Here is a 25367-nt window from a genome sequence, read left to right as displayed (position 1 = left end):
AGAAGAAATAAATAAAAAAGATAGTCGTAATCATAGTAGGGCCTGTGGATTTGTGGAAAGGGCGATAAAGCTCATATAGACTCAATAAAGTAGCTGTGTATAGAGTGTTGATAAAGTAGCCTAACTTTTACACATAATCCAGATAAAAAATGGGGAAAAAGATATACACATTTGATCTACAGTTTTATTAGACGGTTATACACAAAAGGTGGGGGTTAGTTATTTTCAATGCGTTTGATTAATTCAATGATAATATTATGCAGTTTTGAATCTTCGCTGCGTTCACGACTAATTTTGTCATGGGCGTGAATTACAGTGGTATGATCGCGGCCGCCAAACAGTTCGCCGATACGCGGCAGCGAAATATCAGTTAGTTCGCGACAAAGATACATAGCGATTTGACGCGGATAGGTTACATTACGGGTTCGTTTTTTGGCCGAAAAATCTTCAAGTTTAATTTTAAAGAAAGCAGCGACTTCCTCTTGAATTAAATCAGGCGTAATTTGTTTGGGACGATTATTCGGTAAAATATCTTTTAAAGCTTCCGTACAGACAGTAATATCAATTGCTTTATTCGTTAGCGAAGCAAAGGCCATGACTCGGATCAGAGCGCCTTCTAGTTCTCTAATATTATTATCAATATGGCTAGCAATATAAACCATTACATCATTGGGCACGTTTAAGTTTTCGAGAAGTGCTTTTTTTCGTAGGATGGCAATACGTGTCTCGAGATCAGGCGGCTGAATATCTGTAATCAAACCCCATTCAAATCGGGACCGTAAGCGATCTTCTAGTGTAGGTATTTCTTTTGGCGGTCGATCACTGGAAATAATAATTTGCTTGTTTGCTTCGTGCAGTGTATTAAAAGTGTGGAAAAATTCTTCCTGAGTATGTTCTTTTTTCGAAAGAAATTGAATATCATCGACTAATAAGACGTCAATATTCCGATATTTATTACGAAAACTTTCGGGATTGCCGTCGCGGATCGAATTAATCAATTCATTGGTGAATTTTTCACTGGAAATATATAAGACTTTGCTGTCAGGATGATGTTGCAAGATGCGGTGGCCAATCGCGTGCATCAGATGGGTTTTGCCAAGACCGACGCCGCCATAAATAAAAAAGGGATTGTAAACTTTGGCAGGTACTTCGGCTACAGCGAGTGAAGCTGCGTGGGCAAAGCGGTTGGAATTACCAATAACAAAAGTTTCAAAGACATACTTAGGATTTAAAGTAGAGGGGAAGTCTTCGGGAGTTGCTATTTTTTCCGGTTTTTCTGACGGTCGCGCTGGTTTTTCTTCTGAAAAAAGCTCGTTTGTAGTGGTTGGTATTGCTTCTATGGCTGGCTGCTCTGGCTCAATGGGTTCTTTTTCTTCTTCATCAGCCAAATCAAGATTAATGAATTGGACTTCGTAAGGCTTCTCCGTAATAAATAATAAGGTTTGTTCAATTTTTGTCTTATAGCGACTTTCTAGCCATTCTTTAATAAATTGTTTGGGCGTGCCGATCTGAAAAGTAGTATCTGTCATTTTTATGGGAATGCTTGATTTGATCCAAGTATCAAACAGCGGCTTAATTACTTCCTTTTCCATAATATGAAGAACTTGCTCCCAAACGGAGGCCATACTTGTGTGATTATCCAAAGTCATGTCAATCCTTTCACAGTTTCCATATAAAATAGATAAGATAACATAAGTTATCCACATGCTTATCAACAGGTGTGCATAAGTTTTTTTATAAAACAGAAGTAAAGGCGAAAAAAAAATACATCAGCGAGGAAAGATCAATCTTGCGCTCAGGTATTTAGTGGTATTATTGATTTATAAATTTATGTGGATAATTCTGTGTATAAAGAGGCGATTTTGTGTATAACTCCGTTTTGTTTGTGGGATAATAATAAATAAAGAAATCCTATTTAAAATTTCATTAAGATAATAGTAACAAAATAGCTAGGGGTTATCAACACTTATTTATGGATAATCACCAACTTATCCACATAATTTGTCGATAACTTTATAAAATATGTTGTTAGGAAAACAAACCCTGGAATAATAGGCGATTTTTCTTGGTAATTTCCTTGACACTCTCTGGAGGCTGGTCTATAATCTTTAGTAGTTAAAATGTATGAATTTTAACATGGGATTATCCGCGTTCTTTTGAGGGAGGTGTCAATAGATGAAACGCACATATCAACCAAATACGCTTTGGAAAAAAAGAACTCACGGTTTTCGTGAACGCATGAAAACAAAAGGCGGACGTCTTGTATTAAAAAGAAGACGTGCCAGAGGCAGAAAAAAACTGTCCGCATAATAAGGCCGCCTATGAGTGGCCTTTTTTTCTCCTTATGATTAAGGTGTGATTAGCGATTGGATAAAGAAAAAACTTTCTTTTTGAAAAAAGCACACTTGCTGCGAAAAAATAAAGAATTTCAGTTTGTTTATCGCTGCGGCAAATCGGTGGCAAATCGATTTGCTGTGCTTTATGTTATGAAAAACTCTTCGGTTGACCGCCGCGCCGGTTTTGTAACAGGAAAACGTTTGGGCGGCGCTGTAGTACGCAATCGTGTCAAACGGCTTTTTAAAGAAGCTTATCGGCTCAATCAGTCAAAATTAAAACATGGTTTTGACCTCATCGTCATCGGACGAGGTCCTGTTGTCGGACAAGGTCAAGCGACGGTCACGAAAGCTTTTTTAGATTTATGTAAAAGGGCTAAAATTTTACTGGACGAAGAAAGAAGGCAGTCCTGATGAAAAAACTGGCACTTTGGTTAATTTGGTTTTACCAAACCGGAATTTCTCCTCTAAAGGGACCATCTTGCCGTTTTTTTCCTACTTGCAGTGAATACGCCCGCTTAGCTATTGAAAAATACGGGATTTTTAAAGGCGGCTGGATGGCGTTAAAGCGGATTTTACGTTGTCATCCTTTTCATCCCGGCGGTTATGATCCTGTTTAGTATATAAAGTTTCCGATCGAGATTAGAGGAGTGGATTTTTTTGGATTTTTTGAGTCAGATTATGCAGGAAGTTTTAGTGTTCTTTTACGGACTGACTGCAATGACCGGCTATGCAAATTATGGCTTAGCTATTTTATTACTTACCTTTGTCATTAAAATGGCTCTTTATCCATTAACGGTAAAACAAGTCAAATCGATGAAAGCCATGCAGGAATTACAGCCAAAAATGAAAGCCTTGCAGGAAAAATATAAAGGCGACAAAGAAAAACTCAATAAAGAAATGGCTGAACTTTATCGTTCGGCAGGCGTGAATCCTTTGGCAGGTTGTTTGCCTTTAGTGATTCAAATGCCATTCCTTATTGCAATTTTTTATGCTTTGCGCGATTTTAGTTTTGGCGATAATGCCAGCTTTTTGTGGATTGCCGATTTAGCATCACCGGATCATCTTTATGTTCTTCCTGTGTTATCAGCTGCCACGACTTTTTATCAACAATATCAGACAATGACAGAAGCGACACAGCAAAATAAGATGATGATGATTTTTATGCCACTCTTTGTAGGTTACATTAGTTTGACTTTTCCGGCTGGTCTGGTACTGTATTGGAGCTTCGGCAATATTATTCAGATTGCACAGCAATGGTGGATGTACCGGGAGAAACCTGCCGTTTAATAAGGAGGCAAATGAACCATGGTCTGTGTTGAAAAAACAGGTAAAACCGTTGAAGAAGCAGTGGATTTAGCTTTAACTGAACTAGCTGTGCCGCGTGAACGAATTGCCGTAGAAGTTGTTGAAGCGCCTAGTAAAGGGTTTTTAGGTTTCGGCAGCAAACCGGCAAAGGTAAAGGTATCAGTGATTCCGATTAACCCTGTCGAAGAAGCACAAAAGTTTTTAAACGAGATCTTTGGTCAAATGAATCTAGATGCTACGTTAGAACAAAGTGAAACAGAAGATGCGATTCAATTTGTAGTCCGTGGCAATGATCTAGGTACTTTAATCGGCAAACATGGTCAAACTCTTGATGCGTTACAGTATTTAGTCAATTTAGCGGCGAACCGCGATGCGGAGCACCGTGTTCGTATTTTACTTGATGTAGAAGATTATCGTAAACGTCGATCAGACACTTTGATTGCCTTAGCGCATCGGTTGGCTGATAAGGTAAAACGCCGCGGCGATCGAGTTGCTCTTGAACCAATGAGTCCGCAAGAACGACGGACCATACATATGGCATTGCAGGGCGATCCCAAAATTGCTACTTATAGTGAAGGCAACGAACCCTACCGTAAGGTAGTTATTGCATTAAAAAAATAATTGTTTGAATGAAAACCCAGTAATAGACTCTATTACTGGGTTTTGAGTATCATTTTATTTTTTAGGAGTGAATAGTAGGTTATGACAGATGACACAATTAGTGCTGTAGCTACAGCTATGGGCGAAGGCGGGATCGGTATTATCCGCGTGAGCGGCGATAAGGCTATTTGTATTGCTGGTGCTTTATTTCAAAGCGCTTCTGGTCGTAACATAGATTCCTTCCGTTCCCATGAGGCTGTTTATGGCCGGGTAATTGATCCAAAATCAGGCGAGGTCGTTGATGAAGCGTTGCTTATTATCATGAAAGCGCCTCATTCCTATACGACTGAGGATGTTGTAGAGTTTCAGTGCCATGGCGGTTCGGCAGCATTGCGTCGGATTCTAGCTCTGACACTTACTTATGGCGCTAGATTAGCGGAGCCTGGAGAATTTACGAAACGGGCTTTTTTAAATGGGCGCCTTGATTTGGTACAAGCCGAGGCGGTTATGGATGTAATCCGGGCTAAGACGGATGCTTCGCTAAAGCAGGCTGTTGGTCATTTAGAAGGAGCTCTTTCTAAGGAAGTAGGACAGCTGCGTCATAATCTGTTGGCAATGATTGCTCAACTTGAAGCGATGATTGATTTTCCCGACGAAGATATTGAAGAGATGACCTTAGAAAAAGTAGCTGAAACGACCCAGGAGATTCACCACAAAGTAGAGATTTTACTTGCTTCGGCTGAAAGTGGTAGAATGATAAAAGACGGCATTAAAACAGTCATTATCGGTAAGCCTAACGTAGGCAAATCGAGCCTGTTAAATGCTTTAGTAAAAGAGCAGCGGGCTATTGTAACAAGTGTACCAGGCACTACTAGAGACAGTATCGAAGAATATGTGAGCGTCCGCGGCGTGCCGCTGCGATTGATTGATACAGCAGGAATTCATGAAACCGATGATTTAGTAGAAAAAATCGGTGTAGAAAAAGCGCATAAACTTTTAGAAAGCGCTGATTTAGTACTGTTACTTTTGGATCGTTCCCGCGCTTTGAGCGAAGAAGATCGAAAAGTTATTTCGCTTGTATCAGGACAAAAAGGTTTTGTTCTCTTGAATAAGACCGACTTAGAGCCTTTAATTGAGCAAGCGGACGTAGCAGAATTCCTTGATTGGCCGCTTATTCCTATTTCGGTGGAGACCGGCGAGGGCATTGATGTTTTAGAAGAACAGATTATAGCTACTGTCTATTCCGGCGAAGTAACGGCGGAAAGTGTCTATGTAGCGAATTTACGGCAACAACATTCTTTAGAACGGGCTGCGGGTCATTTAAGAGCAGCTCTTGGCGCTTTAGAGCAATCTTTTCCCGTTGATTGTGTCGTAATTGATTTACGTTCTGCCTGGGAATTTCTCGGTGAGGTAACTGGTGAAACGGTTCAGGATGATTTACTTGACCAGATTTTTAGTCAATTTTGTATTGGAAAGTAGGAGATGATTGGTTTGTTTCAGGCAGGTTCCTATGATGTAATTGTAATTGGGGCGGGCCATGCCGGCTGTGAAGCGGCTCTTGCCAGTGCGCGATTAGGCTGTAAAACGCTGCTTGCTACGCTCAATCTTGATAATATAGCCTTAATGCCTTGTAATCCCGCTGTGGGTGGCCCGGCGAAAGGTCATTTGGTGCGGGAAATCGATGCATTAGGAGGCCAAATGGGCATTAATACTGATAAAACATCCATTCAGATGCGTATGCTCAATACCGGTAAGGGCCCGGCTGTTCATGCTCTCAGGGCGCAAGCCGACAAAAAGCTTTATCAATTATTAATGGCTGAGACAGTGGAAAATGAGCTGAATCTTACGGTAAGTCAATTGCTTATTGAGTCCATTGAAACTGAGGACGGGAAGGTTACAGCAGTCGTTGCGGAAAATGGCGATCGTTATGAGGCCAAGGCCGTGGTTTTGGCTACAGGCACTTATTTGCAAGGCCGTATTATTTTAGGCGAGCTTGTTTATGATGGCGGTCCAAATGGCCAAAGAGCGGCAATAAATCTTTCCCAGTCGCTTAAAGATTTGGGAATTGAATTGATGCGCTTTAAAACAGGGACGCCGGCGCGGGTGGATCGCAGAACTGTTGATTTTACGAAAATGGCGATTCAGCCCGGCGACGAAGAGTCCCATACTTTTTCTTTTTACAATCAGCCTAGCAAGCTACAGCAAAAAGCTTGCTGGCTTACTTATACGAATGAAAAAACCCATGAAATTATTCGATCTAACCTCCATCGGGCCCCCATGTATACCGGGCTGATTGAAGGAACTGGACCGCGCTATTGTCCGTCCATTGAGACAAAGATTGAACGTTTTGCCGAAAAGAAGAATCATCAAGTCTTTGTTGAACCGGAAGGACTACATACGAATGAAATGTATGTACAGGGCATGTCGACAAGTCTGCCTATTGATGTACAGACCGAATTTTTGCGGACCATTCCTGGGTTAGAAAAGGCCGAAATTATGCGTCCTGGCTATGCCATCGAATATGACTGTCTCAATCCGACGCAATTAACTTTTTCGTTAGAAGTGAAAAAAGTCGCTAATTTGTTCTCGGCTGGTCAGGCTAATGGTACATCAGGCTATGAGGAAGCAGCCGCTCAGGGGCTCATTGCGGGGATTAATGCCGCGCTTAAGGTGCAAGGTAAGGACCCCTTCGTTTTGAGCCGTTCTGACGCCTATATTGGCGTTTTAATTGATGATCTTGTTACGAAGGGAACCCAAGAACCTTATCGGATGATGACCTCCCGGGCGGAATATCGTCTTATCTTGCGTCAGGATAATGCGGACCTGCGCCTTACCGAAAAAGGACGGTCGATTGGTCTTGTATCAGCAGAACGTTATGCTATGTTCCAAACGAAAAAACAGGGCATTGATCAATTGACGGAAGCGATGAAAAACACGATTTTGACGCCTACAGCGGAAAATCAGACAAAAATTCGTTCGATCAGTACGACTGAATTAAAGAATCCAATTTCGCTCTATGATCTTTTAAAACGCTCGGAAATGAATTTTGCTTTGTTACAGCAAGCTTTTTCGCTGCCGGAAGTGGCGGCGGAAGTGGCCGAACAAATCGAAATTGCTTCAAAATATGAAGGTTATATTGAAAAACAGTTTGAACAAGTGGCGCGGTCAGCTAAACTGGAGGCTAAAAAACTTCCGAGTGGGATTGACTATGAAAGTATTCAAGGCTTGTCGCTTGAAGCTAGGCAGAAACTAGGAGAAATTCAGCCTGTATCGCTGGGGCAAGCTTCACGGATTTCTGGCGTTTCTCCGGCTGATATTTCGATTTTGCTGATCTATTTAGAACAGCAGCGCCGAAAGGACGGTATATAATGGAGTTTCGTGATTTTCTGCTTGAAGCAGGCGAGAAAGCAGGTCTTTCTTTTTCTGAGAAACAGTTGAATCAGCTTGTTCGCTACTATGAACTATTAGTAGAATGGAATCAGAAGATGAATCTTACTGCGATTACGGAACCGCAGGAAGTGGCAGTGAAACATATGATCGATTCTTTGTCTTGCTATGATGAAGCTTTATTTCCTCAGGGAGCTTCGGTGATTGATGTTGGTACTGGAGCGGGATTTCCCGGTATGGTTTTAAAGATATACCGTCCCGATATACAGTTAACCTTACTCGATTCACTAAACAAACGGCTTACCTTCTTAAAAACGCTGCAAACAGAGCTTGAGCTTGGTCCCATTGAATTTATTCATGGACGAGCGGAAGATACTGGCCGTGATAAAAAGTTGCGTGATCGTTTTGCCGTTGTTGTTTCCCGTGCTGTGGCTCGCTTAAATGTTCTTACGGAATATTGTCTTCCTTTTGCAGCGCCAGGCGGTTTTTTTCTGGCCCTTAAGGGGCGTGATGCGAAGGCTGAAGCTAAAGAAGCGTCACGTGCGTTAACTCTTTTGGGCGGAAAAATAGAGGCAGTAAAGCAAGTCTTTTTGCCGGAACTTACCGATGAACGCTTTGTGGTCATTGTGAAAAAAACGGCGAAAACGCCGCAGGCCTATCCGCGTCGTCCTGTTTCCATTGAAAAAAAGCCCCTGTAAACAAAGGAAATTTCTTTCAAATTGACGAATAGTGAGCATGGAGTTATTTTAAGAAAACGGCTGTTTTCTGATTTGTAAGGATGTGATTTCCATCAAAAGTTTTGCAAAATTTTTGGGGTTAAGTACTGAAAAAACTGCTCCTGCTGAACCTGTCGTTATGGCAGAAATACCAGAAATACCAGAAATAGAAAGTGCGCCGCGGGAAAAAGCGGCTGCCGAAGTTATCTTTTTAGCAGTGAGCGAAATTGTACCTAATCCGTTTCAACCGCGCAAGACTTTTTCCGATGAGGCACTTGCGGAATTGTCGGCTTCGATTCGTGAGTTTGGCGTAATCCAACCGCTCTTAGTCCGCAAAACAGCAGATCATTATGAATTGATTGCTGGCGAGCGGCGGTTAAGAGCTTCTAAATTAGCAGAGCAAGCTACTGTTCCTGTTATTGTAAAGGAACTCACTGATAAAGAAATGGCAGAACTCGCCATGATCGAAAACTTGCAGCGCGAAGACCTGCATTTTTTAGAAGAAGCGGAAGGCTTTTATCACTTGATTCAAAATTTCGGCTTAACTCAAGAAAACTTGGCGCAGCGAGTTGGCAAAAATCAATCAACAATTGCCAATAAACTTCGTTTGCTCAAATTGAGCGAGCCTGTACGAAAAAAACTACAAGATGAAAATCTTACTGAACGTCACGCCCGGGCTTTATTAAAAGTGAGTGAACCAGAGCAGCAGGAAAATGTTCTTGCCGCAGTTATTGAGCATAAAATGAATGTGCGAGAAACGGAAGACTATATCGAAAACTTTTCCCGGGAAATAGAAGTCGCAGAAAAACCGCGGCAAAATGTTGTAAAAGTGATTCGTGACGTACGAATTTTTTTAAATAGTATTAATAAAGTAGTCGGTGAAATGAAAAAGACCGGTTTAAAAGTAAAAATGAACCAAGCGCAGTCGGACGAATATATTACGATCGAACTCAAAATTCCAAAGCGGATTCAGCAAAAGACAAGCCGGACTAAGAAAAAATCCTAGCGGAGGATAAGAATGAGTAATCAGCCCAATATATTGATACTATCAGCATCTGTTGGAAATGGGCATAATCAGGCTGCAGCAGCTGTAAAACAATCATTAGAATCGCTCTATCAGGCCGAGGTTACTGTTGTGGATTTTTTAGGCGAAGGCAATCCTTATCTCGGCAAACTCATTAAGGGAGCTTATTATAAAGCTATACAAATTTTTCCAGAAGTATATGATTATTTTTATCGCTATACCGATGTGTCGCATTATGCGGCGATCCCGATCAAAAGTCTGCTTTACCATACGATGGAGCAGCATATTCTTGACTTAGTTGAACGTTTTGAGCCGCAAGGGATCGTTTTTACCCATCCCTTTCCCTGTGCAGCAGCAGCGGGACTGAAGCGTCTGCAGAAGCTGACCCTGCCTATTGTGGGGATTGTAACTGATTTTGCGGTTCATCGTTTATGGCAGTATAACGAAGTTGATCATTATTGCGTTGCTTCGGTGCCTTTGGCTGTGCAAATGGCGGCAAGAGGTTTTTCTGCTGATAAATTTCATGTAACAGGTATTCCCGTACAAGAGCGTTTCGCTGTACGTGCCGCTGAGCCTTTAGCGGGAGAGGTGTTAGTAATGGGCGGCGGCCTAGGTTTTGGCCCGACCAGTGATATTGTATCAGCCCTTACTAAGGTTACTAGTATTGATCATATTACTGTCGTGTGCGGTCACAATCAAGAGTTAAAAGAAGAGATTTCTAAGACTTACGCGAAGGAACCTGTCACAGTTCTCGGCTTTACGCCTGATGTAGATCAGCTTATGGCTAAGGCGGCTTTACTTGTTACTAAGCCTGGCGCGTTAACCGCTTGTGAAGCCTTGTGTCTTGGCATACCCATGTTACTTGTTGATGCCATGGGGGGCCAAGAAGAAGATAATGCCTCTTATCTTGAGGAATCTGGGGTAGCGCTTACCGCTATTGATATGCCTGATGTAGCAAGACTGGCCCAGTTAATTTTGACCCAGCCAAGCCTTCAGACAGTAATGAAAAGGCAGTGCTCTGTATTGGCTAAGCCAAATGCCGCTCGTGATGCAGCGGATATAATAATAAAAGCCCTCGAATGAGGGCTTTTATTATTATACGCTTATGTCAAGTGAAGCGAGATTTGTAGGAGTAGTGTTATAGGTATTGCTTATCATAGATGTAGAGGTTGCTAGTGTTCCGCCTAAAGTCGCAATCAGTTTGCTGGGGTCCATATAACCAAAATTATTGTCATAAGCAAGTGGCGCTTGAGTATTATTGACCGAATTAGTATTTGAAGAGCTAGGAGCGTTATTATCGTTAGAGGAAGCAGTGGCCTCTGGTGTACTAGTAGGTGATGCAGCGTTGTTAATTGAGGGGATTGTCGTATCATTAGCAAAAGGATCTACAGGATTAAAGTCGATTGGTGATACTTGATCAGTTAGTGTTGAACTGGCTGTTGTTAAGGTTGCAGATAGCAAACTTTGATATGTAGGGCTACTAACAAAGTTTAAACTATTTGTATAATTGTACAAGAAAGAATCATCTGGTTGGGAATATAAGTCTTGCATTAACATAAAGTCTGGAGATGTTGTAGTAAGTTCAGTAATATCATTCCCTAGTTGATTTGAAATAGAATTTGTCGGAGAACTAGATGAACTACTCATTAAACCGGCAATTAATGATGGCGTTGAAATACTTGTAACTGTCATTAAATCACCCCCTTATTTTAGCTCAATATTATCCACCTATAGTATAAATTTCAAATGTGACAGAAATATGACAAATAAATATTTATCTATATAATAAGATCTCCAGCACTCTTTTTGAATTTAATCAATAGAAACCAATCCTAATAATAAAATACCTTCAGTCGTAAATGGTAGATCCACGACTGAAGGTATTTTTATGTCTATTAAATTTGGAATCATTTATTTAGTTAAGGCTGCCAGAGAGCTCTGTTTATTTTTTACAGTATTCTTTAGCTTGATTTACGGCTGCTACACCGTCTTTTGCATAGGCATCGGAGCCTGCTGATGCTGCATAGTCAGCTGTCAGGACAGCTCCGCCGACAATGACTTTTGACGGTATTCCTGCTGCTTTTAGCTGAGCAATTGTTACATCGATTTGCGGTAATGTCGTTGTCATTAAGGCGCACAAGCCGACAATATCGACCGCTTCTTGTTGTGCTTTTGCCACGATTTCTTCTGGGGGAACATCTTTACCAAGATCAATTACTTCAAAACCATTATTTTCCAGTAAGGCGGCAACAATGTTTTTTCCAAGATCATGTATATCACCTTTTACTGTTGCTAATAGTACTTTACCTTGGCTGGATAGACTTAAAGCAGGAAGCTCAGATTTAATCGTTGTAAAGGCATGACGCATTGTTTCAGCCGACAAGAGAACTTGTGGCAGGAAAGCACGGCCAGAGCCGAAGGCTTCGCCAACATCATTCATTGCAGCAGTTAAGCTGAAATCGGTAATTTCAAGTGGCGTATGTCCTGCTTTCAGTGCTGTTATAACAAGGGGAATGACACTGTCAGTTTCGCCGTTGACTACAGAGGCTTTAATTTGCTCCAAGATGGGTTGTTCAGCGGTAGGGGTAGTTACCTGTTCTTCTTTCGGTTTACTATGCTTTCGACTGAACTCTCTGCCACCGGCATCATGTCCTAATAAGACAGCCGCTGCTGCCGCCGTTTCGGCCATACGCTCGTTGTAGGGATTGATAATTGGAGCATTCAGCCCTTTGGCAAAGGCCATAGCGCAGAAGGTGCTGTTAATTACGTCGCGTTCAGGCAGCCCATATGAAATATTGCTTAGTCCGCCTGTAATGGAAGAGGTGTAGTTTTGTTGATACAGTTCAATTGTTTTTAAAGCTTCAGCTCCGGCCGTAGGGGCTGCTGCGGCAGTCATAATTAAAGCGTCAAGTAATAGATCTTCTTCTTTTAGACCATGTTTTTTGGCTGCGGCGATAATACGATCTACTACAGCGAGGCGTTCCTTAGCTGTAGCAGGTACGCCTTCGTTGGAAAGGGGCAGACACAGTACAGCAGCTCCATATTTTTTGGCCAGTGGTAAAAACTCGGCAATTCTTTCTGGCTCATCACTAACTGAGTTGATTAGAGCTCGGCCAGGATAAATTCTAAGCCCTGCTTCCAGTGCTTTAGGGTCTGTCGTATCAATAGCCAGTGGCACTGCTACGAGTTGAGACAGCATTTCAATGACTTTTTTCATGGCCGCTGGCTGGTCAATACCGGGAACGCCCATATTGACATCAAGTACATGAGCGCCTGCTTTTACCTGGAGCAGGGCTTCCTTTTTTACCAGCAGAAAAGCGCCATCACGAATGTCTTGCTGTAAAAGTTTGCGGCCTGTGGGATTAATTCGTTCGCCAATCAGAATGGGTGCTAGGCCGTGGGCAGCAATAACTGTTTGGCTGCGACTTGTCAGGCGAAGTTGTGGCGCGATTTTTTTACGTGTTGCCGGAAGCGATTTTTGTACTACTTTACTTATGGCGCGAATATGCTCCGGTGTTGTACCACAGCAACCGCCAATATAGGTGGCGCCTGCAGCGATCAATTCAGGGATATAGGCGGCCATACTTTCTGGATCGAGGGGGAAGACGGTTTGACCGTCTTTTAATTCCGGCATTCCAGCATTTGGCTGTGCACTGATGGGGAGGCTTGTTGCTTCACTGAGTTGACGAATAATGGGGATAAGCTGTTGTGGTCCCAAGGAGCAATTAGCTCCAATAACTGAAGCTCCCATAGCTTCTAGGAGAATTGCAGCAGACTGTGGGTCAGTTCCAGTTACGGTACGTCCATCCGGACCAAAGGTGAGCTGACAGATAACAGGCTTCGTCGATACAGCTTTGGCTGCAAGCAGGGCAGCGCGCATTTCCTGAATATCAATAATTGTTTCAATTAGGATAAGGTCAACACCGCTACGATCTAGTGCTTTGATCTGTTCAGCAAAGACTTCATAAGCTGTTTCAAAATCAAGATCACCAAGTGGTGCAATTAATTTTCCTGTTGGCCCCACGGAACCGGCTACTTTGACTTTTGTTCCAGCGGCTTGTCTTGCAATTTTTACAGCAGCCGCATTAATTTCGCTTACTTTTTCGGCAAGACCATAATGGGACAATTTAATTCGATTGGCGCCAAAGGTATTACTTTCAATAATTTGTGCGCCTGAAGCAATATATATTTCATGAATCGATTGAATTGCTTCAGGATTTTCTAAGTTATAGGCCTCGGGACAATAGCCAGAAGGCATTCCTTTTTCTTGCAGCATAGTGCCCATAGCACCATCAAATATATAGAACATTCAATTTGTCTCCTTTCGAGCAATACAACTTGTATTAGAACAGTGCGGGCAACCTCGTTCTGTTTTAGCTTTAATAGTAGAACAATCTGTATGGGGAAAAAAACCGATTGCTGCTGTAACAGACTTGCGAGGCATGAGCATGGAAGATTCGGTTGCTTGTAAATTAATTTTTTTTGTATCTAGAGTATCAAGGAGTTTTTGTTGTATAGTTACAGGCCAATCGCCATAACCAGGACTGAATCGCCAGGTTGTCTGAAACCCTGAACGGGAAGCGACGCGCTTGATTTCTTCATTAATTTGATCAGCAATACTCTCGACAGCTGTTGTTGCTGCGGCATCAAGGAGCAGTCCGGCTGTATAGCGGCCTTTAGCAAAGAGAGAGCGCACTTCTTCTTCAATGGCTTCGCCAATGGTTACTGCAAGAAGTGCTACTTTCGTACTTTGCGCTAAATGATTCGTGATGCTTTTCCCTGTGAGGGATAGTGGGCTTGGCGCCGTAATAAGGCCGTAGTCTGAATGGGACTCATAATCAAATACTTCATAAATGCCTTTGGGTACTGATAAGATCTGTGCTTCCATGCAGGCTTCTTCAATCAGATGATCAGGGAAGGACTCTTTTTGACGTAATCCCGCATAACGTTTGGTTTCAGCAAAAGAGACGGATAAGAGTTGCCCATGATAGAAAGGCATAATATCACAACCAGTTTTTGCTAAAATCTATCATAGAATTGTAATCATGTCAAGTTGGCTTTTCTTGACTTGCCTTATATTAAGGTAAGATTATTTTTTTATTTATAGAAGCAAGCTTCTGCCAGCCCTTTTAGAGCAGGAAAAGACTCTTCTTTCGTGGAATTTGTAGCTTATTGTGTGAAGTTGAGGTGAAAATAGTGGGTAAAGTAATTGCAATAGCCAATCAAAAGGGCGGCGTTGGTAAGACGACTACATCAGTAAATTTAAGCGCTTGTCTCGCTATGCTAGGGAAGAAAGTATTACTTGTTGACTTGGACCCGCAAGGAAATTCAACAAGTGGCTTAGGGCATAATAAAATGACAATGACTCGTTCCGTTTATGATGCTTTGGTCAATGATATGCCAGCAGAAGAGATTATTGTGGCGACAGAGATGGAAAATTTAAAATTGATCCCAGCCAATATACAATTAGCTGGGGCGGAAATTGAACTTGTTGCCGTTATGTCTCGGGAAACAAAATTAAAGCGAATTCTTGATCAGGTAAAGCATGATTTTGATTTTGTTTTAATTGATTGCCCGCCATCATTAGGTTTATTAACGATTAATTCTTTGACAGCAGCAAATTCTGTATTAGTTCCTATTCAATGTGAGTTTTATGCGTTAGAAGGTCTAACGCAGCTTATGAATACAGTGTCGCTTGTCCAAAAGAATTTGAATCCGGCATTAACCTTAGAGGGTGTTGTCTTGACTATGTTTGATGGGCGGACAAATCTATCGATTCAAGTCGTTGAGGAAGTAAAAAAACATTTTCGGCATAAAGTTTACCAAACAATTATTCCGCGGAATGTACGTCTTAGTGAAGCGCCTAGCCATGGTAAACCTGTTATTTTATACGATCCAAAATCCAAAGGCGCCGAAGTATATAGTGACTTAGCGAATGAGGTGATTGGTGATGAGTAAACGTGGTTTAGGACGAGGTCTTGATGCTTTGTTTGCCGGATCAGAAACAGAACATAGTCATGAAATATTACAAATTTCCGTCAAAGAAATTCAGCCCAATCCCTTTCAACCTCGACGGATTTTTGATGAAGAAGCTTTAGCTGAATTATCGCAGTCCATTAAACAATATGGCGTACTTCAACCGATAGTAGTACGAAAAACGATGCAAGGCTATGAACTTGTTGCGGGTGAACGACGCTGGCGAGCAGCTCAATTGGCTGGATTGAATGATATCCCCGGAATTCTCAAAGATTATAGCGATGGTGAAATGACCGAAATTGCACTTATCGAAAATTTACAGCGGGAAAACTTAAACCCTATTGAAGAAGCTTATGCTTATAAAAAATTGATGGCTGAATTCGGTTTGACTCAAGAGGAAGTTTCACAAAAAATTGGTCGTAGCCGTTCTTTAATTGCGAATATGGTTCGCTTACTCAATTTACCGGAAATCGTGCAAGATTATGTTTCACGTGAAACATTAACAATCGGGCAAGTTCGACCCCTTTTGGCTTTAGAGGACACGGAGCTACAAATAAAAGGGGCAGAATTGATTATTGAAAATGATTTGTCGGCGCGGGATGCAGAAGATCTTGTCAAGAAATTAGCAGCAAATCACAATTTACCGGAAGAACTAGAACAAAAGCAACGCGAAGCTGAAACAAAAGAATATTATTTAATGGAAACGGAAGATCGCTTGAAATTGCTTTTAGGTACGCAGGTTAGAATTAAGCCGGGTAAAATGAAAAGCAAAATTGAAATTGAATATTACTCAAATGAAGATTTAGAACGTCTCCTGGAATTGTTTCAACAAGGACCTAAGTCGAATGAAAAGAAAAACGGAACTCCTTTCGTCGTTTGACAAATTAGGGATATTTCTGTGTTTCACGTGAAACAATTGCAAGGGAGTGACGAAATATGCGGTGCGAAGTAGACTTGCTTGGCGAAAAAATGCTTGCTGACGATTGTTATTATGGAATCCATACTGCTAGAGCTAGAGAGAACTTTCAAATTTCCACTCAGAGAACAGAACCCATTCTATTAAAAGCGCTAGCATTAGTGAAAAAAAGCTGTGCTGAAGCAAATGGTGAGCTTGGATTACTAGACACTAACAAGGCAAAAGCTATTGCTCAAGCTGCGCAAGAAATTTTAGAGGGAAGTTGGCTCGAACAGTTTCCCCTTGATTCACTCCAAGGCGGTGCGGGGACTTCGACCAATATGAATATGAACGAAGTTTTAGCCAATCGCGCTCTCGAAATACTCGGCTTTGCTAAGGGCGACTATCAGGAAATTCATCCGATTAATCATGTGAATTTGCATCAATCTACGAATGATGTCTATCCAACAGCACTAAAAATAGCGGTCATCTGGCTTATTAAAGATCTAAGTGAGGCTTGTGCTGAATTACAAGCTTTTTTACAGGAAAAGGAAAATGAATTTGCTCAGATATTAAAAGTGGGACGAACGGAAATGCAAGATGCTGTACCGATGATGTTGGGGCAAGAATTTGGCGCCTTTGCCCAGGCGATTGCGCGGGACCGTTGGCGTCTTTATAAAGTAGAAGAGCGTTTACGACAAGTAAATTTGGGTGGAACCGCGATTGGAACAGGCTTAAATGCCAATCGTAAATATATATATTTAGTGATTGAAAAATTGCAACATAGTACGAAACTTGGTTTATCGCGAGCGGAAGATATGATTGATGCTACACAAAATGCTGATATTTTCGTTGAAGTATCAGGTCTTTTAAAAGCTCTTGCTGTGAATCTAACGAAGATCGCTAATGATCTTCGTTTATTGTCGTCAGGACCTCGCAGCGGTTTTGCCGAAATTCGTCTACCAGAACTTCAGGCCGGATCTTCCATTATGCCAGGCAAGGTCAATCCAATTATTCCAGAAGCCGTAAATCAAGTGGCGTATCAAGTGATGGCTGGCGATCTGGCCGTTACTTTGGCAGCTCAAGGTGGTCAATTAGAATTAAACGCTTTCCTACCGCTATTAGCACAGAATCTTCTTAGTAATGGACAGATCTTGACGAATACAGTGAAAATGCTAGGCGAAAAATGTATTCGGCACATTGAAGCAGATGCAGCTCGTTGTCATCAATGGGTGGAAGAAAGTTTATCGCTGGCGACGGCTCTTGTACCTCATATTGGCTATGATGCAGCAAGCAAAATTGCCCATCAGGCGAAAGCCGAAAACAAGTCAATTCGTGAGGCTGCCGCTGCCAGTTTATTGGTGAATGAAGCGGATCTGAATGAAATGTTAAAACCAGAACGAATGACACGACCGCTCCAAGTAAAATCGTCAAAACGATCCTAAGAAAAACTTCTAAAAAATATTTCTAAAAAAATATTTCTAAGAAACACTCCGATTTATAGTCACTACAGGAAAGTTATTCGCAAAATGATAATTTTATAGCAAGAAGGTGAATACCATGAATGAAACACCAAAAGGATCGCGCCTCCATATAGCTCTATTTGGTCGTCGTAATGCTGGCAAATCGAGCTTAATTAATGCTTTGACAAATCAAGATATTGCGCTTGTATCAGATGTACCAGGGACAACAACAGATCCTGTCTATAAGGCAATGGAAATTCTGCCGATTGGTCCTGTTATGATTATTGATACTGCTGGAATTGATGATGTAGGTGAGTTGGGAGAAAAAAGAGTAGCGCGCAGTCTGCAGGTTTTAAATAAGGCTGACGTGGCGTTACTCGTCATTGATAGCCAAGCAGAAATTAGTAATTACGAAATAGAATTGGCGGACAAGGTAATAGAAAAGAAAATCCCACTACTTGTTGTGGCGAATAAGACAGATCTCAAACCATTCAGTGAAGCTCAGGCTAAAGACTGGGAAGAGAAACTGAAGGCTTTGCCAATTCCAGTCAGTGCAATTCAAAAACTTGGTATTGAGAAATTGAAAAAGACGCTTATTGCGAAAGCGCCTGATGACTGGGAAGGGACTCCGGTCATTGGGGATATAGTACAGGGCGGCGATACGGTCGTGCTTGTTGTGCCAATTGACTTGGCGGCGCCAAAAGGCAGACTGATTTTACCGCAAGTACAGACGATCCGTGATTTGCTTGATCATGATGCTTTTTGTCTTGTTGTAAAGGAACGGGAGTTAAAGCGGGCCTTAGAGAATCTAAAGGAACCACCTAAACTCGTCGTTACGGATTCGCAGGAATTCCTAAAAGTAGCGGCCGATACGCCGCCTGAAGTTTTGTTAACTTCGTTTTCAATTCTTTTTGCACGCCATAAGGGCGATTTAAATACTCTAGTAGCCGGAGCGAGAGCAGTTGATCAATTGCAGCCTGGTGATAAGATTCTTATTGCTGAAGGTTGTACCCATCATCGTCAGGCTGATGATATTGGACAAGTTAAAATTCCTCGTTGGCTGCGGCAGCATGTTGGTGGTGAACTGGAATTTGATTGGGTAGCTGGGAGCCAATTTCCCGATGACCTATCACCCTATCGCCTCATTATTCATTGCGGTTCTTGTATGCTAAATCGTCGTGAGATGCTGCATCGCTTAGCGATGGCGCGGGAACAAAATGTTCCAATTGTAAATTATGGTGTACTGATTGCTCATCTTCATGGCATTTTAAGTCGAGCGCTTCGGCCGTTTCCCTTAGCAAAGATGATTTATGAGGATGAAGAATAGCATTAGAACAATTCTTATGCGTACAATAGAGAAGAGCAGAGGAATATAGGGAGATGAAGTATTGAAAGGAACGATTGTAAATGCCGTTGCAGTACTTGGCGGCACTTGTTTGGGGGCTGGATTAAAACGGGGATTCCCAGAAAAATATCGTCAAAGTATTATGCAGGCTTTAGCGCTCTGTGTTTTGCTTATTGGCATGATGATGGCCGTAAAAACTGAGAATATTTTAATTGTGATTCTTAGTTTAATCATCGGAGCAATCATTGGTGAGTTTTTGGCAATTTCCGCTCATCTAGAAGCTTTAGGGCAATGGATCAATCAGAAATGCGGCGGCAAGGACGCTAAAATCGGCCAGGCCTTTGTTACAGCAAGCCTCGTATTTTGCGTAGGGGCTATGGCCGTTGTGGGCTCACTGCAGGAAGGTCTGACAGGCGATCCGACCACACTTTATGCTAAAAGTATGCTTGATGGAATTGCGTCGGTCATTTTTTCCGCTACGTTAGGGATCGGTGTTGGACTTTCCAGCTTGACGATTCTGCTATATCAAGGTACGATTACAGCAATTGCCGGTTTTTTAAGCCCTTTTCTGTCTGAGGCTGTGATTCATGAAATGACTGCAGTTGGTGGAATTCTCATTATGGCAATTGGATTAATTATGTTGGAAATAAAGGAAATTCCTGTAGCAAACTGGCTGCCGGCAATTCCTGCGGCTTTAGTACTTACGCTGCTATGGCCCTTTTGATTTAAGGAAAAGAAAGGTGTGCACGAAAATGGAGTTTATGCAGTACATTACAGATTTGATTATGGCAAATTTGGGAACCATGATTCTTGGCTTAACGGTTTGTTTATTTTTAGCCCTATTAATTTTCATTAGCATTAATATTAAATTATCACGCTTAAATAAGCGGTATCGCAAACTGATGAGCGGTGCCGAAGGGGCTAATATTGAACAACTTTTAATGCAGCATATTGAAGAATTAAGAACAGGCATGAAAACAATTACTGCCGTGGAACAGGAGTGCAAAAGCATTCGCGAAGACAGTCGGACGAATTTGAAGAAAGTTGGGATGGTTCGGTTCAATGCCTTTGAGGATACAGGCAGTGACTTGAGTTTTGCGATTGCTATTCTTGATGAGAAAAACAATGGCTTTGTTCTTTCCAATATTTTTGGCCGTAATGAAGCACGAGTTTATGCTAAGCCGATTGAAGCTGGACTGTCTACTTACTTTTTATCAGATGAAGAAAAGGAAGCTTTACAACGGGCACAAAAAAATTAAATTTTGGCAGGATTTTTTTAAAACATGGAGAAGTAATCAAGGTTAGAACAACGCATTTTTTAGGCGGTGAAAGAAATGAATGAAATGAAACAAAAGGCAAAACCAGATAAGCGGGAATATACGCTAATGCTGGTGCCTCATCACGGCAAAGACGTTCGCAGTATACGCATTCCCATACGCTACTTTAAATATGCAGTAAGTTCCGTACTTGTGGTTACACTCCTGTTTTTTGGAACCCTATTTCATCTGCAGTACAAATCTGCACGAGCTGTTTTTGACAAAAGCGAATATGTTCGTTTGCAGCAGGTCAATCACGAACAAGAGCAAGAGATTATTAATTTAGCACAGCAAGCGGCTAAATTGCAGGAAAATATGAATCGATTGAATGCTCTTGACGCCGATATTCGGCGGATGCTTAACTCAGAAGAAGCAGCTCAGACTTCTAGATCGATGGAAGCTCCTCGCCCTAAAGGTGCTTTTAATGGTCAGGGTGGTCCAGGTCCTATTCCCCAGATTACTGATATTGCCAGCAATTTGAATTCCTTGGATCAAGCCATTAACGCTCGTGAACAGAGCCTACTCGAAATTAAACAGAGAATTGCCGATAAAAATGCCAAATTAGCTAAGACACCTTCGATTTGGCCTGCTGAAGGCGATGTTACATCGCGGTTTGGCTATCGATCTTCTCCGTTTGGCGGCGGTGCTGATTTTCATCCAGGAATTGACATTGCCAACAATTATGGAACACCCGTTCATGCTGTGGCCGACGGCGTTGTAATATATGCGGATTGGTATAGCGGCTACGGTAAGCTTGTTCAGATTGATCATGGCAACGGGATTGTAAGCTTTTATGGTCACAATCAGGCTTTGCTCGTAAAAGTGGGACAGACTATCAAAAAAGGTGATGTTATTTCTGAAATGGGCAGCACTGGTTTAAGTACAGGACCTCATGTACATTATGAGATTCGCGTAAATGGAACAGCCGTTGACCCTACTTCCTTCTTATAAGAAAAAACGATAGCAGTTGATATAGTATAGCCTGCTTGTTTGATTTTTAGCTGAATCCAGAGCAGCTTCTAACTGATAATAGGAGAGATGAGAATGTTTGGTGGAAAAACAAAGTCAGTCCATACGGAACATATTGAAACAATTATCGGTCAAGGAACTCTTTTTAAGGGGAAAGTGGAAGCGACCGGGACGATTCGAATTGATGGACGCTTTGAAGGCGAAGTCCTATCAAGTGGTGATCTGATTATTGGCGAATCCGGTGTGGTAACAGCTCAGATTCAGGCAAAAAGTTTGACAATTGCTGGAACTCTGCAAGGCAATGCTACTGTTCAGGAAAAGCTGGAGCTTTTACCGACAGGAAAGCTTTACGGTGATATTGCGGCGAATGTACTGAGCATTGGCGAAGGAGCCGTATTTAAAGGCGCTTGCGCTATGAGTAATAATTACAGTTCTGAACCAGTACTAGAATAAAATCTTAATAGCATAGCGGCTTTTGTTCTGAAAACAATGGCAGGCATGATTTTGCACCTCCTGAAAGACACTAACCTTAGAGTCTTGAACAGGAGGTGTTTTTTTATGTTTCGCGTGTCAGTAGAAACGGGGCTACGGGAAGTGAAAGAACATTTGCATAGTCAAGGCTACGAAGTTGTTGATATGGCCGAAACAATCAGACCTGTGCAGGCTATTGTTTATGCTGGACCCGTAGTGAAAGAGCAGTTTTGTTGTCGTTGCGATGGCGATAGCCCCTTGTTTATTAATGCCACCGCTTTAACGAAAGAGCAGGTTGTTGAAAACTTGCAAGCGCCCTTTCAGTAACTACCATTTTTTATAAAAATTAGTTAAGACGAGGTGAATTTTATGCAGGGTATTATTGGTTTGGAAAAAGAACTTGACCGTTTATCGCCTGTACTAGAAACGGAAGGTTATGAGGTCGTTGTTTTTGATGTAAAGATGCCCGAGCAGGATATTGACGCTTTGGTAGTAAGCGGGTTGGAAAGTCCGGACCTCTATACTACGGAAGAATTGGTTGATGTACCGATTATTAACGCTTCAGGTAAGACGACCGAAGAGATTCTAGCTGAACTAGAAAAATTATAGATTCTATCGTTGTCTCAAAATAAGCTAGCGCTGATTTCCTATGGTCAGCGCTATTTTTTATCGGCAAGGAAATTGCTTTTAATACTTAGGTAAAGCCTCAACGTGAGTTGCAGTCATGGTTACTTTGGTATTGGGCAGTAAGGCTAAGAAAATACCATAAGAAATCGTTTCTGCCATTTTTACGACAAGATTGAGGCGAGTACTTTGTAGAACCAGTTGCTCCATAAAGCCGCCTACGTTTACGATGCCAGTAATGTACGCATCACCGACAGCCGGAAGATCTTTGCGCAGAGCTGTTCCTGGCTTCAGAGAGCCTCGCCCTAATGATATGGAGCCTACATGATCCAGTTTCCCTAGGCAGGCGTCAATCGCGATCAAGAAAGGGTTAGGAAAGCTTTGGTGAATATAGTCAAGTTTTTCTACTAAGTTTGTGGCATGAACCGGCTCATCAAGGGTACCAAATACAGGTATTTGAGGTAAAAGAGTCGTTAGCTTTGTTCCGGTAAGCGGGCCAAGGCAGTCGCCGGTAGAACGATCACTACCAATACAAACCAGCACTAAGGGTTGGTTGGCGGCAGCAGCGGCAGCGGCGAATGCTGACAAGTTCTGTGCAATCTTAAAGGGCGTTTCTTCCTCATGGACATGGTAGTTTTCTCCTTGCGGACAAAAGGACTTGATGAAGTCATTTAACATAAGTAAAACTCCTGCATTTTTGCATTTTATTCTAGTATGAACAAAAGAAGTCCATTTTTATACAAGGCCGTAAAGATTATGATTTTAGGGGAATGAGAATTTTAAAATATGGATTAAGCCAAAATGCAATTAGTTAAACATAGATAATTTATTTTAATTATAATAAAAGCGAATGTCTCTATTGGGAAAACAAAATTAAAAATATGATATTGACACTATGTAAATGTGCACATATAATTAAAAACAAGCACAAAAATACGTTTTAAAAGAACGTAACTAATTATTAATGTGCATAATTGTAAAGCGAAATTATTTTATGATTACTTTGGAACTGAATTCGAGGAGGCGGACTATGTTTACAAAAAAGAGAAAATTATTGAGTTTAGCAATTGGCTTAACGATGCTGGCTGGTGTGGTAGCTGGCTGTGGCGGCGGCAGCGGCGCTGATTCTAAAGAAATTAAAATCGGCGGTGACTTCGAATTAACAGGTGGTGTTGCTTCCTATGGTCAATCAGCCGTAAATGGGGCTAAGCTTGCTTTTAAACAAGTCAATGCTTCCGGTGGGGTTTTAGGAAAACAAATCAATTTTGTGGTAGCTGATAATAAATCAGAGCCATCTGAGTCAGCTAATGCTGTAACTAAGCTGATTACTCAGGATAAAGTATCTGTGATCTTAGGAGCTGTAGCCAGCTCGAATACTTTAGCCGCTGTACAGGTTGCTACTGATAACAAAATTCCTTTCTTGACACCTACGTCGACGAATCCTAAAGTTACTGTTGATGATAGTGGAAAAGTAAAAGATTATATTTTCCGTTCTTGCTTTATCGATCCTTTCCAAGGCACGGTTATGGCTAATTTTGCCGGAAAAACCTTAAAAGCGAAAACGGCAGTAATTTATATTGATAACAGCTCCGATTATTCTAAAGGTTTGGCTCAATTCTTTGAAGAAAACTTTGTGAAAAATGGCGGATCGATTGTTGCCAAAGAAGCTTATCTGCAAAAAGATCAGGACTTCAAAGCGACTTTGACGAAAATTAAAGCAGCCAATGCCGATGTTATCTATGTTCCTGGCTACTATGAAGAAGTTGGCAAAATCGTAAAACAGGCCCGTGAACTTGGCATTACTTCACCAATTCTCGGTGGCGATGGTTGGGATTCGCCGAAACTGGTAGAGATTGCTGGTAAAGATGTCTTGAATAATACCTTCTTCAGTAATCACTATTCTCCGGAAGATAAAGACCCAGCTGTTGTGAAATTTGTGGAAGACTATAAAAAAGAATATAACCAGAATCCTGACGCTTTAGCAGCGCTTGGTTTTGATGCGGCGATGACTGTAGTTGACGCGATTAAACGGGCTAACAGCGCTGAACCTGCTAAGATTAAAGATGCTTTAGCAGCTACGAAGGATCTGAAACTGGTAACTGGACTTATCACCCTTGATGCCAGCCATAATCCGATTAAGAGTGCCGTTATTATTGAAATGAAAGATGGTAAACAAACCTTTAAAGAAAAAATTAACCCTTGATCTTTGGAAAGCTAGTAGAGTGAAAAGGCCCCTAGAGGCTTATTAGAAAAATACTGCAGCAAAGGGATAAGGCCGCGGCCTTATCCCTTATTATTCCAAGATATTCTCAAATTGATTCTAATTTTACGAAAAGATGGGAGGAGAAAGCTAGTGGATTCTTTTATGCAACAACTATTACAACAGTTAATCAATGGCATTTCTCTCGGCAGCATTTATGCGCTGATCGCCCTGGGGTACACCATGGTTTATGGTATCATTCGTCTAATTAACTTTGCTCATGGCGACATTTATATGGTGGGGGCTTATGTAGGATTTTTCTCAACGACATTTTTACACATGTCTTTTCTTCCCGCACTTCTAGCATCGATGGTTTTAACTGGTATTGCCGGTATGGTCATTGAGCGGCTGGCTTATCGCCCGCTGCGCCATGCGCCGAAAATTGCCGTCTTAATTACCGCCATTGGCGTATCACTCTTGTTAGAATATGGCGGTGTATTGCTTGTAACGCCTCAGCCTCGAACATTTCCGGCCATTTTTACAGCCGATGTATATAACCTAGGACCTCTCGTGATTAATAGCCAGCAGATTCTAATTCTCGTTGTTTCTGTCGTCCTCATGGTGATCCTGACCTACGTCGTGCAATATACGAAGCTCGGCAAAGCTATGCGCGCCGTTTCCTTTGATAATGACGCGGCTATGCTTATGGGCATTAACGTCAATACGGTTATTTCCTTTAC

27 protein-coding genes are annotated in these 25367 nt (G+C 41.8%); 22 read left to right on the top strand and 5 right to left on the bottom strand.

The genetic code is table 11. The annotated features are described in order from the left end of the window. Positions 1-215: 215 nt before the first annotated feature. A complete protein-coding gene (gene dnaA, locus AC0MXB_RS17910; protein ID WP_474041088.1) occupies positions 216-1592 on the bottom strand; it encodes a chromosomal replication initiator protein DnaA in 1377 nt (458 codons plus the stop codon). A 583-nt stretch (positions 1593-2175) separates the two neighbouring features. On the opposite strand from dnaA, the gene rpmH reads away from it, so the two are divergent. From rpmH to AC0MXB_RS17860, 10 genes are all read left to right on the top strand, one after another. Continuing rightward, complete coding sequence (gene rpmH, locus AC0MXB_RS17905) at positions 2176-2310, top strand: 50S ribosomal protein L34 (RefSeq protein ID WP_092074531.1); 135 nt, start codon at positions 2176-2178, stop codon at positions 2308-2310. A 56-nt stretch (positions 2311-2366) separates the two neighbouring features. Continuing rightward, entirely contained in the window at positions 2367-2747 is a 381-nt protein-coding gene (gene rnpA / locus AC0MXB_RS17900; RefSeq protein WP_474041087.1) for a ribonuclease P protein component, read from the top strand. Beyond that, the gene (gene yidD / locus AC0MXB_RS17895; protein WP_474041086.1) at positions 2747-2953 is read left to right on the top strand and encodes a membrane protein insertion efficiency factor YidD; all 207 of its coding nucleotides are present in this window, start codon (positions 2747-2749) and stop codon (positions 2951-2953) included. The genes rnpA and yidD overlap by 1 nt, the downstream gene beginning before the upstream one ends. A gap of 61 nt (positions 2954-3014) precedes the next feature. Further along, positions 3015-3623, top strand: a complete 609-nt coding sequence (locus AC0MXB_RS17890) for a YidC/Oxa1 family membrane protein insertase (RefSeq protein ID WP_474041111.1) — start codon at positions 3015-3017, stop codon at positions 3621-3623. An 18-nt stretch (positions 3624-3641) separates the two neighbouring features. Then, positions 3642-4262: an RNA-binding cell elongation regulator Jag/EloR gene (gene jag / locus AC0MXB_RS17885; protein WP_474041085.1), complete on the top strand. Its 621-nt coding sequence runs from the start codon at positions 3642-3644 to the stop codon at positions 4260-4262. Between the two features lie 81 nt (positions 4263-4343). Further along, a complete protein-coding gene (gene mnmE, locus AC0MXB_RS17880; RefSeq protein WP_474041084.1) occupies positions 4344-5720 on the top strand; it encodes a tRNA uridine-5-carboxymethylaminomethyl(34) synthesis GTPase MnmE in 1377 nt (458 codons plus the stop codon). A gap of 12 nt (positions 5721-5732) precedes the next feature. Then, positions 5733-7610, top strand: coding sequence for a tRNA uridine-5-carboxymethylaminomethyl(34) synthesis enzyme MnmG (mnmG, locus tag AC0MXB_RS17875; RefSeq protein WP_474041083.1), 1878 nt, complete (start codon positions 5733-5735; stop codon positions 7608-7610). After that, positions 7610-8326, top strand: coding sequence for a 16S rRNA (guanine(527)-N(7))-methyltransferase RsmG (gene rsmG, locus AC0MXB_RS17870; RefSeq protein ID WP_474041082.1), 717 nt, complete (start codon positions 7610-7612; stop codon positions 8324-8326). The genes mnmG and rsmG overlap by 1 nt, the downstream gene beginning before the upstream one ends. 112 nt (positions 8327-8438) lie before the next feature. After that, complete coding sequence (noc, locus tag AC0MXB_RS17865) at positions 8439-9350, top strand: nucleoid occlusion protein (RefSeq protein WP_474041081.1); 912 nt, start codon at positions 8439-8441, stop codon at positions 9348-9350. Positions 9351-9362: 12 nt separating this feature from the next. Then, on the top strand, positions 9363-10451 hold the full coding sequence (locus AC0MXB_RS17860; protein WP_474041080.1) for an MGDG synthase family glycosyltransferase: 1089 nt from the start codon (positions 9363-9365) through the stop codon (positions 10449-10451). A gap of 12 nt (positions 10452-10463) precedes the next feature. On the opposite strand, the gene AC0MXB_RS17855 is transcribed toward AC0MXB_RS17860, so the two are convergent. The 3 genes from AC0MXB_RS17855 to AC0MXB_RS17845 all read right to left on the bottom strand — a co-directional run bounded on the left by AC0MXB_RS17855 (position 10464) and on the right by AC0MXB_RS17845 (position 14367). Then, positions 10464-11060: a hypothetical protein gene (locus AC0MXB_RS17855; protein WP_474041079.1), complete on the bottom strand. Its 597-nt coding sequence runs from the start codon at positions 11058-11060 to the stop codon at positions 10464-10466. A gap of 250 nt (positions 11061-11310) precedes the next feature. After that, positions 11311-13677 (bottom strand): homocysteine S-methyltransferase family protein, encoded by a 2367-nt coding sequence (locus AC0MXB_RS17850; RefSeq protein ID WP_474041078.1) that lies wholly within the window; start codon positions 13675-13677, stop codon positions 11311-11313. Continuing rightward, the gene (locus tag AC0MXB_RS17845; protein ID WP_474041077.1) at positions 13678-14367 is read right to left on the bottom strand and encodes a methionine synthase; all 690 of its coding nucleotides are present in this window, start codon (positions 14365-14367) and stop codon (positions 13678-13680) included. It lies immediately after the preceding gene. A gap of 197 nt (positions 14368-14564) precedes the next feature. Between AC0MXB_RS17845 and AC0MXB_RS17840 the strand changes: the two genes are divergently transcribed. The 10 genes from AC0MXB_RS17840 to AC0MXB_RS17795 all read left to right on the top strand — a co-directional run bounded on the left by AC0MXB_RS17840 (position 14565) and on the right by AC0MXB_RS17795 (position 22412). Continuing rightward, entirely contained in the window at positions 14565-15326 is a 762-nt protein-coding gene (locus AC0MXB_RS17840) for a ParA family protein (protein ID WP_474041076.1), read from the top strand. After that, complete coding sequence (locus AC0MXB_RS17835) at positions 15319-16224, top strand: ParB/RepB/Spo0J family partition protein (RefSeq protein ID WP_474041075.1); 906 nt, start codon at positions 15319-15321, stop codon at positions 16222-16224. Before AC0MXB_RS17840 ends, AC0MXB_RS17835 begins: the two co-directional genes overlap by 8 nt. 56 nt (positions 16225-16280) lie before the next feature. Continuing rightward, positions 16281-17684, top strand: coding sequence for an aspartate ammonia-lyase (locus AC0MXB_RS17830; protein WP_474041074.1), 1404 nt, complete (start codon positions 16281-16283; stop codon positions 17682-17684). 115 nt (positions 17685-17799) lie between these two features. After that, positions 17800-19029, top strand: a complete 1230-nt coding sequence (gene hydF, locus AC0MXB_RS17825; protein WP_474041073.1) for a [FeFe] hydrogenase H-cluster maturation GTPase HydF — start codon at positions 17800-17802, stop codon at positions 19027-19029. A gap of 61 nt (positions 19030-19090) precedes the next feature. Then, positions 19091-19771, top strand: a complete 681-nt coding sequence (locus tag AC0MXB_RS17820) for a DUF554 domain-containing protein (protein ID WP_474041072.1) — start codon at positions 19091-19093, stop codon at positions 19769-19771. A gap of 28 nt (positions 19772-19799) precedes the next feature. Further along, complete coding sequence (locus AC0MXB_RS17815; protein WP_474041071.1) at positions 19800-20306, top strand: DUF4446 family protein; 507 nt, start codon at positions 19800-19802, stop codon at positions 20304-20306. Positions 20307-20381: 75 nt separating this feature from the next. Continuing rightward, a complete protein-coding gene (locus tag AC0MXB_RS17810; protein ID WP_474041070.1) occupies positions 20382-21314 on the top strand; it encodes a M23 family metallopeptidase in 933 nt (310 codons plus the stop codon). A gap of 93 nt (positions 21315-21407) precedes the next feature. Continuing rightward, on the top strand, positions 21408-21785 hold the full coding sequence (locus AC0MXB_RS17805) for a bactofilin family protein (RefSeq protein WP_474041069.1): 378 nt from the start codon (positions 21408-21410) through the stop codon (positions 21783-21785). Between the two features lie 105 nt (positions 21786-21890). Then, positions 21891-22130: a YkuS family protein gene (locus AC0MXB_RS17800; protein WP_474041068.1), complete on the top strand. Its 240-nt coding sequence runs from the start codon at positions 21891-21893 to the stop codon at positions 22128-22130. A gap of 42 nt (positions 22131-22172) precedes the next feature. After that, positions 22173-22412 carry a YkuS family protein gene (locus AC0MXB_RS17795; RefSeq protein ID WP_474041067.1) on the top strand — a complete coding sequence of 80 codons (240 nt, stop codon included), beginning with the start codon at positions 22173-22175 and terminating at the stop codon, positions 22410-22412. A 78-nt stretch (positions 22413-22490) separates the two neighbouring features. Here AC0MXB_RS17795 and yyaC read toward each other — a convergent pair whose 3' ends face one another. Then, a complete protein-coding gene (gene yyaC, locus AC0MXB_RS17790; protein WP_474041066.1) occupies positions 22491-23105 on the bottom strand; it encodes a spore protease YyaC in 615 nt (204 codons plus the stop codon). A 400-nt stretch (positions 23106-23505) separates the two neighbouring features. On the opposite strand from yyaC, the gene AC0MXB_RS17785 reads away from it, so the two are divergent. Together AC0MXB_RS17785 and AC0MXB_RS17780 are read left to right on the top strand one after the other, a co-directional pair. Then, the gene (locus tag AC0MXB_RS17785) at positions 23506-24630 is read left to right on the top strand and encodes an ABC transporter substrate-binding protein (RefSeq protein WP_474041110.1); all 1125 of its coding nucleotides are present in this window, start codon (positions 23506-23508) and stop codon (positions 24628-24630) included. 162 nt (positions 24631-24792) lie between these two features. Next, the coding region (locus tag AC0MXB_RS17780; RefSeq protein WP_474041109.1) for a branched-chain amino acid ABC transporter permease at positions 24793-25367 on the top strand (575 nt) is incomplete at its 3' end.

The sequence above is a fragment of the Pelorhabdus sp. sgz311001 genome, from assembly GCF_055901755.1.
Note: the sequence above shows the minus strand (reverse complement) of the source record. Positions and strands in the feature narration are given on the sequence as shown.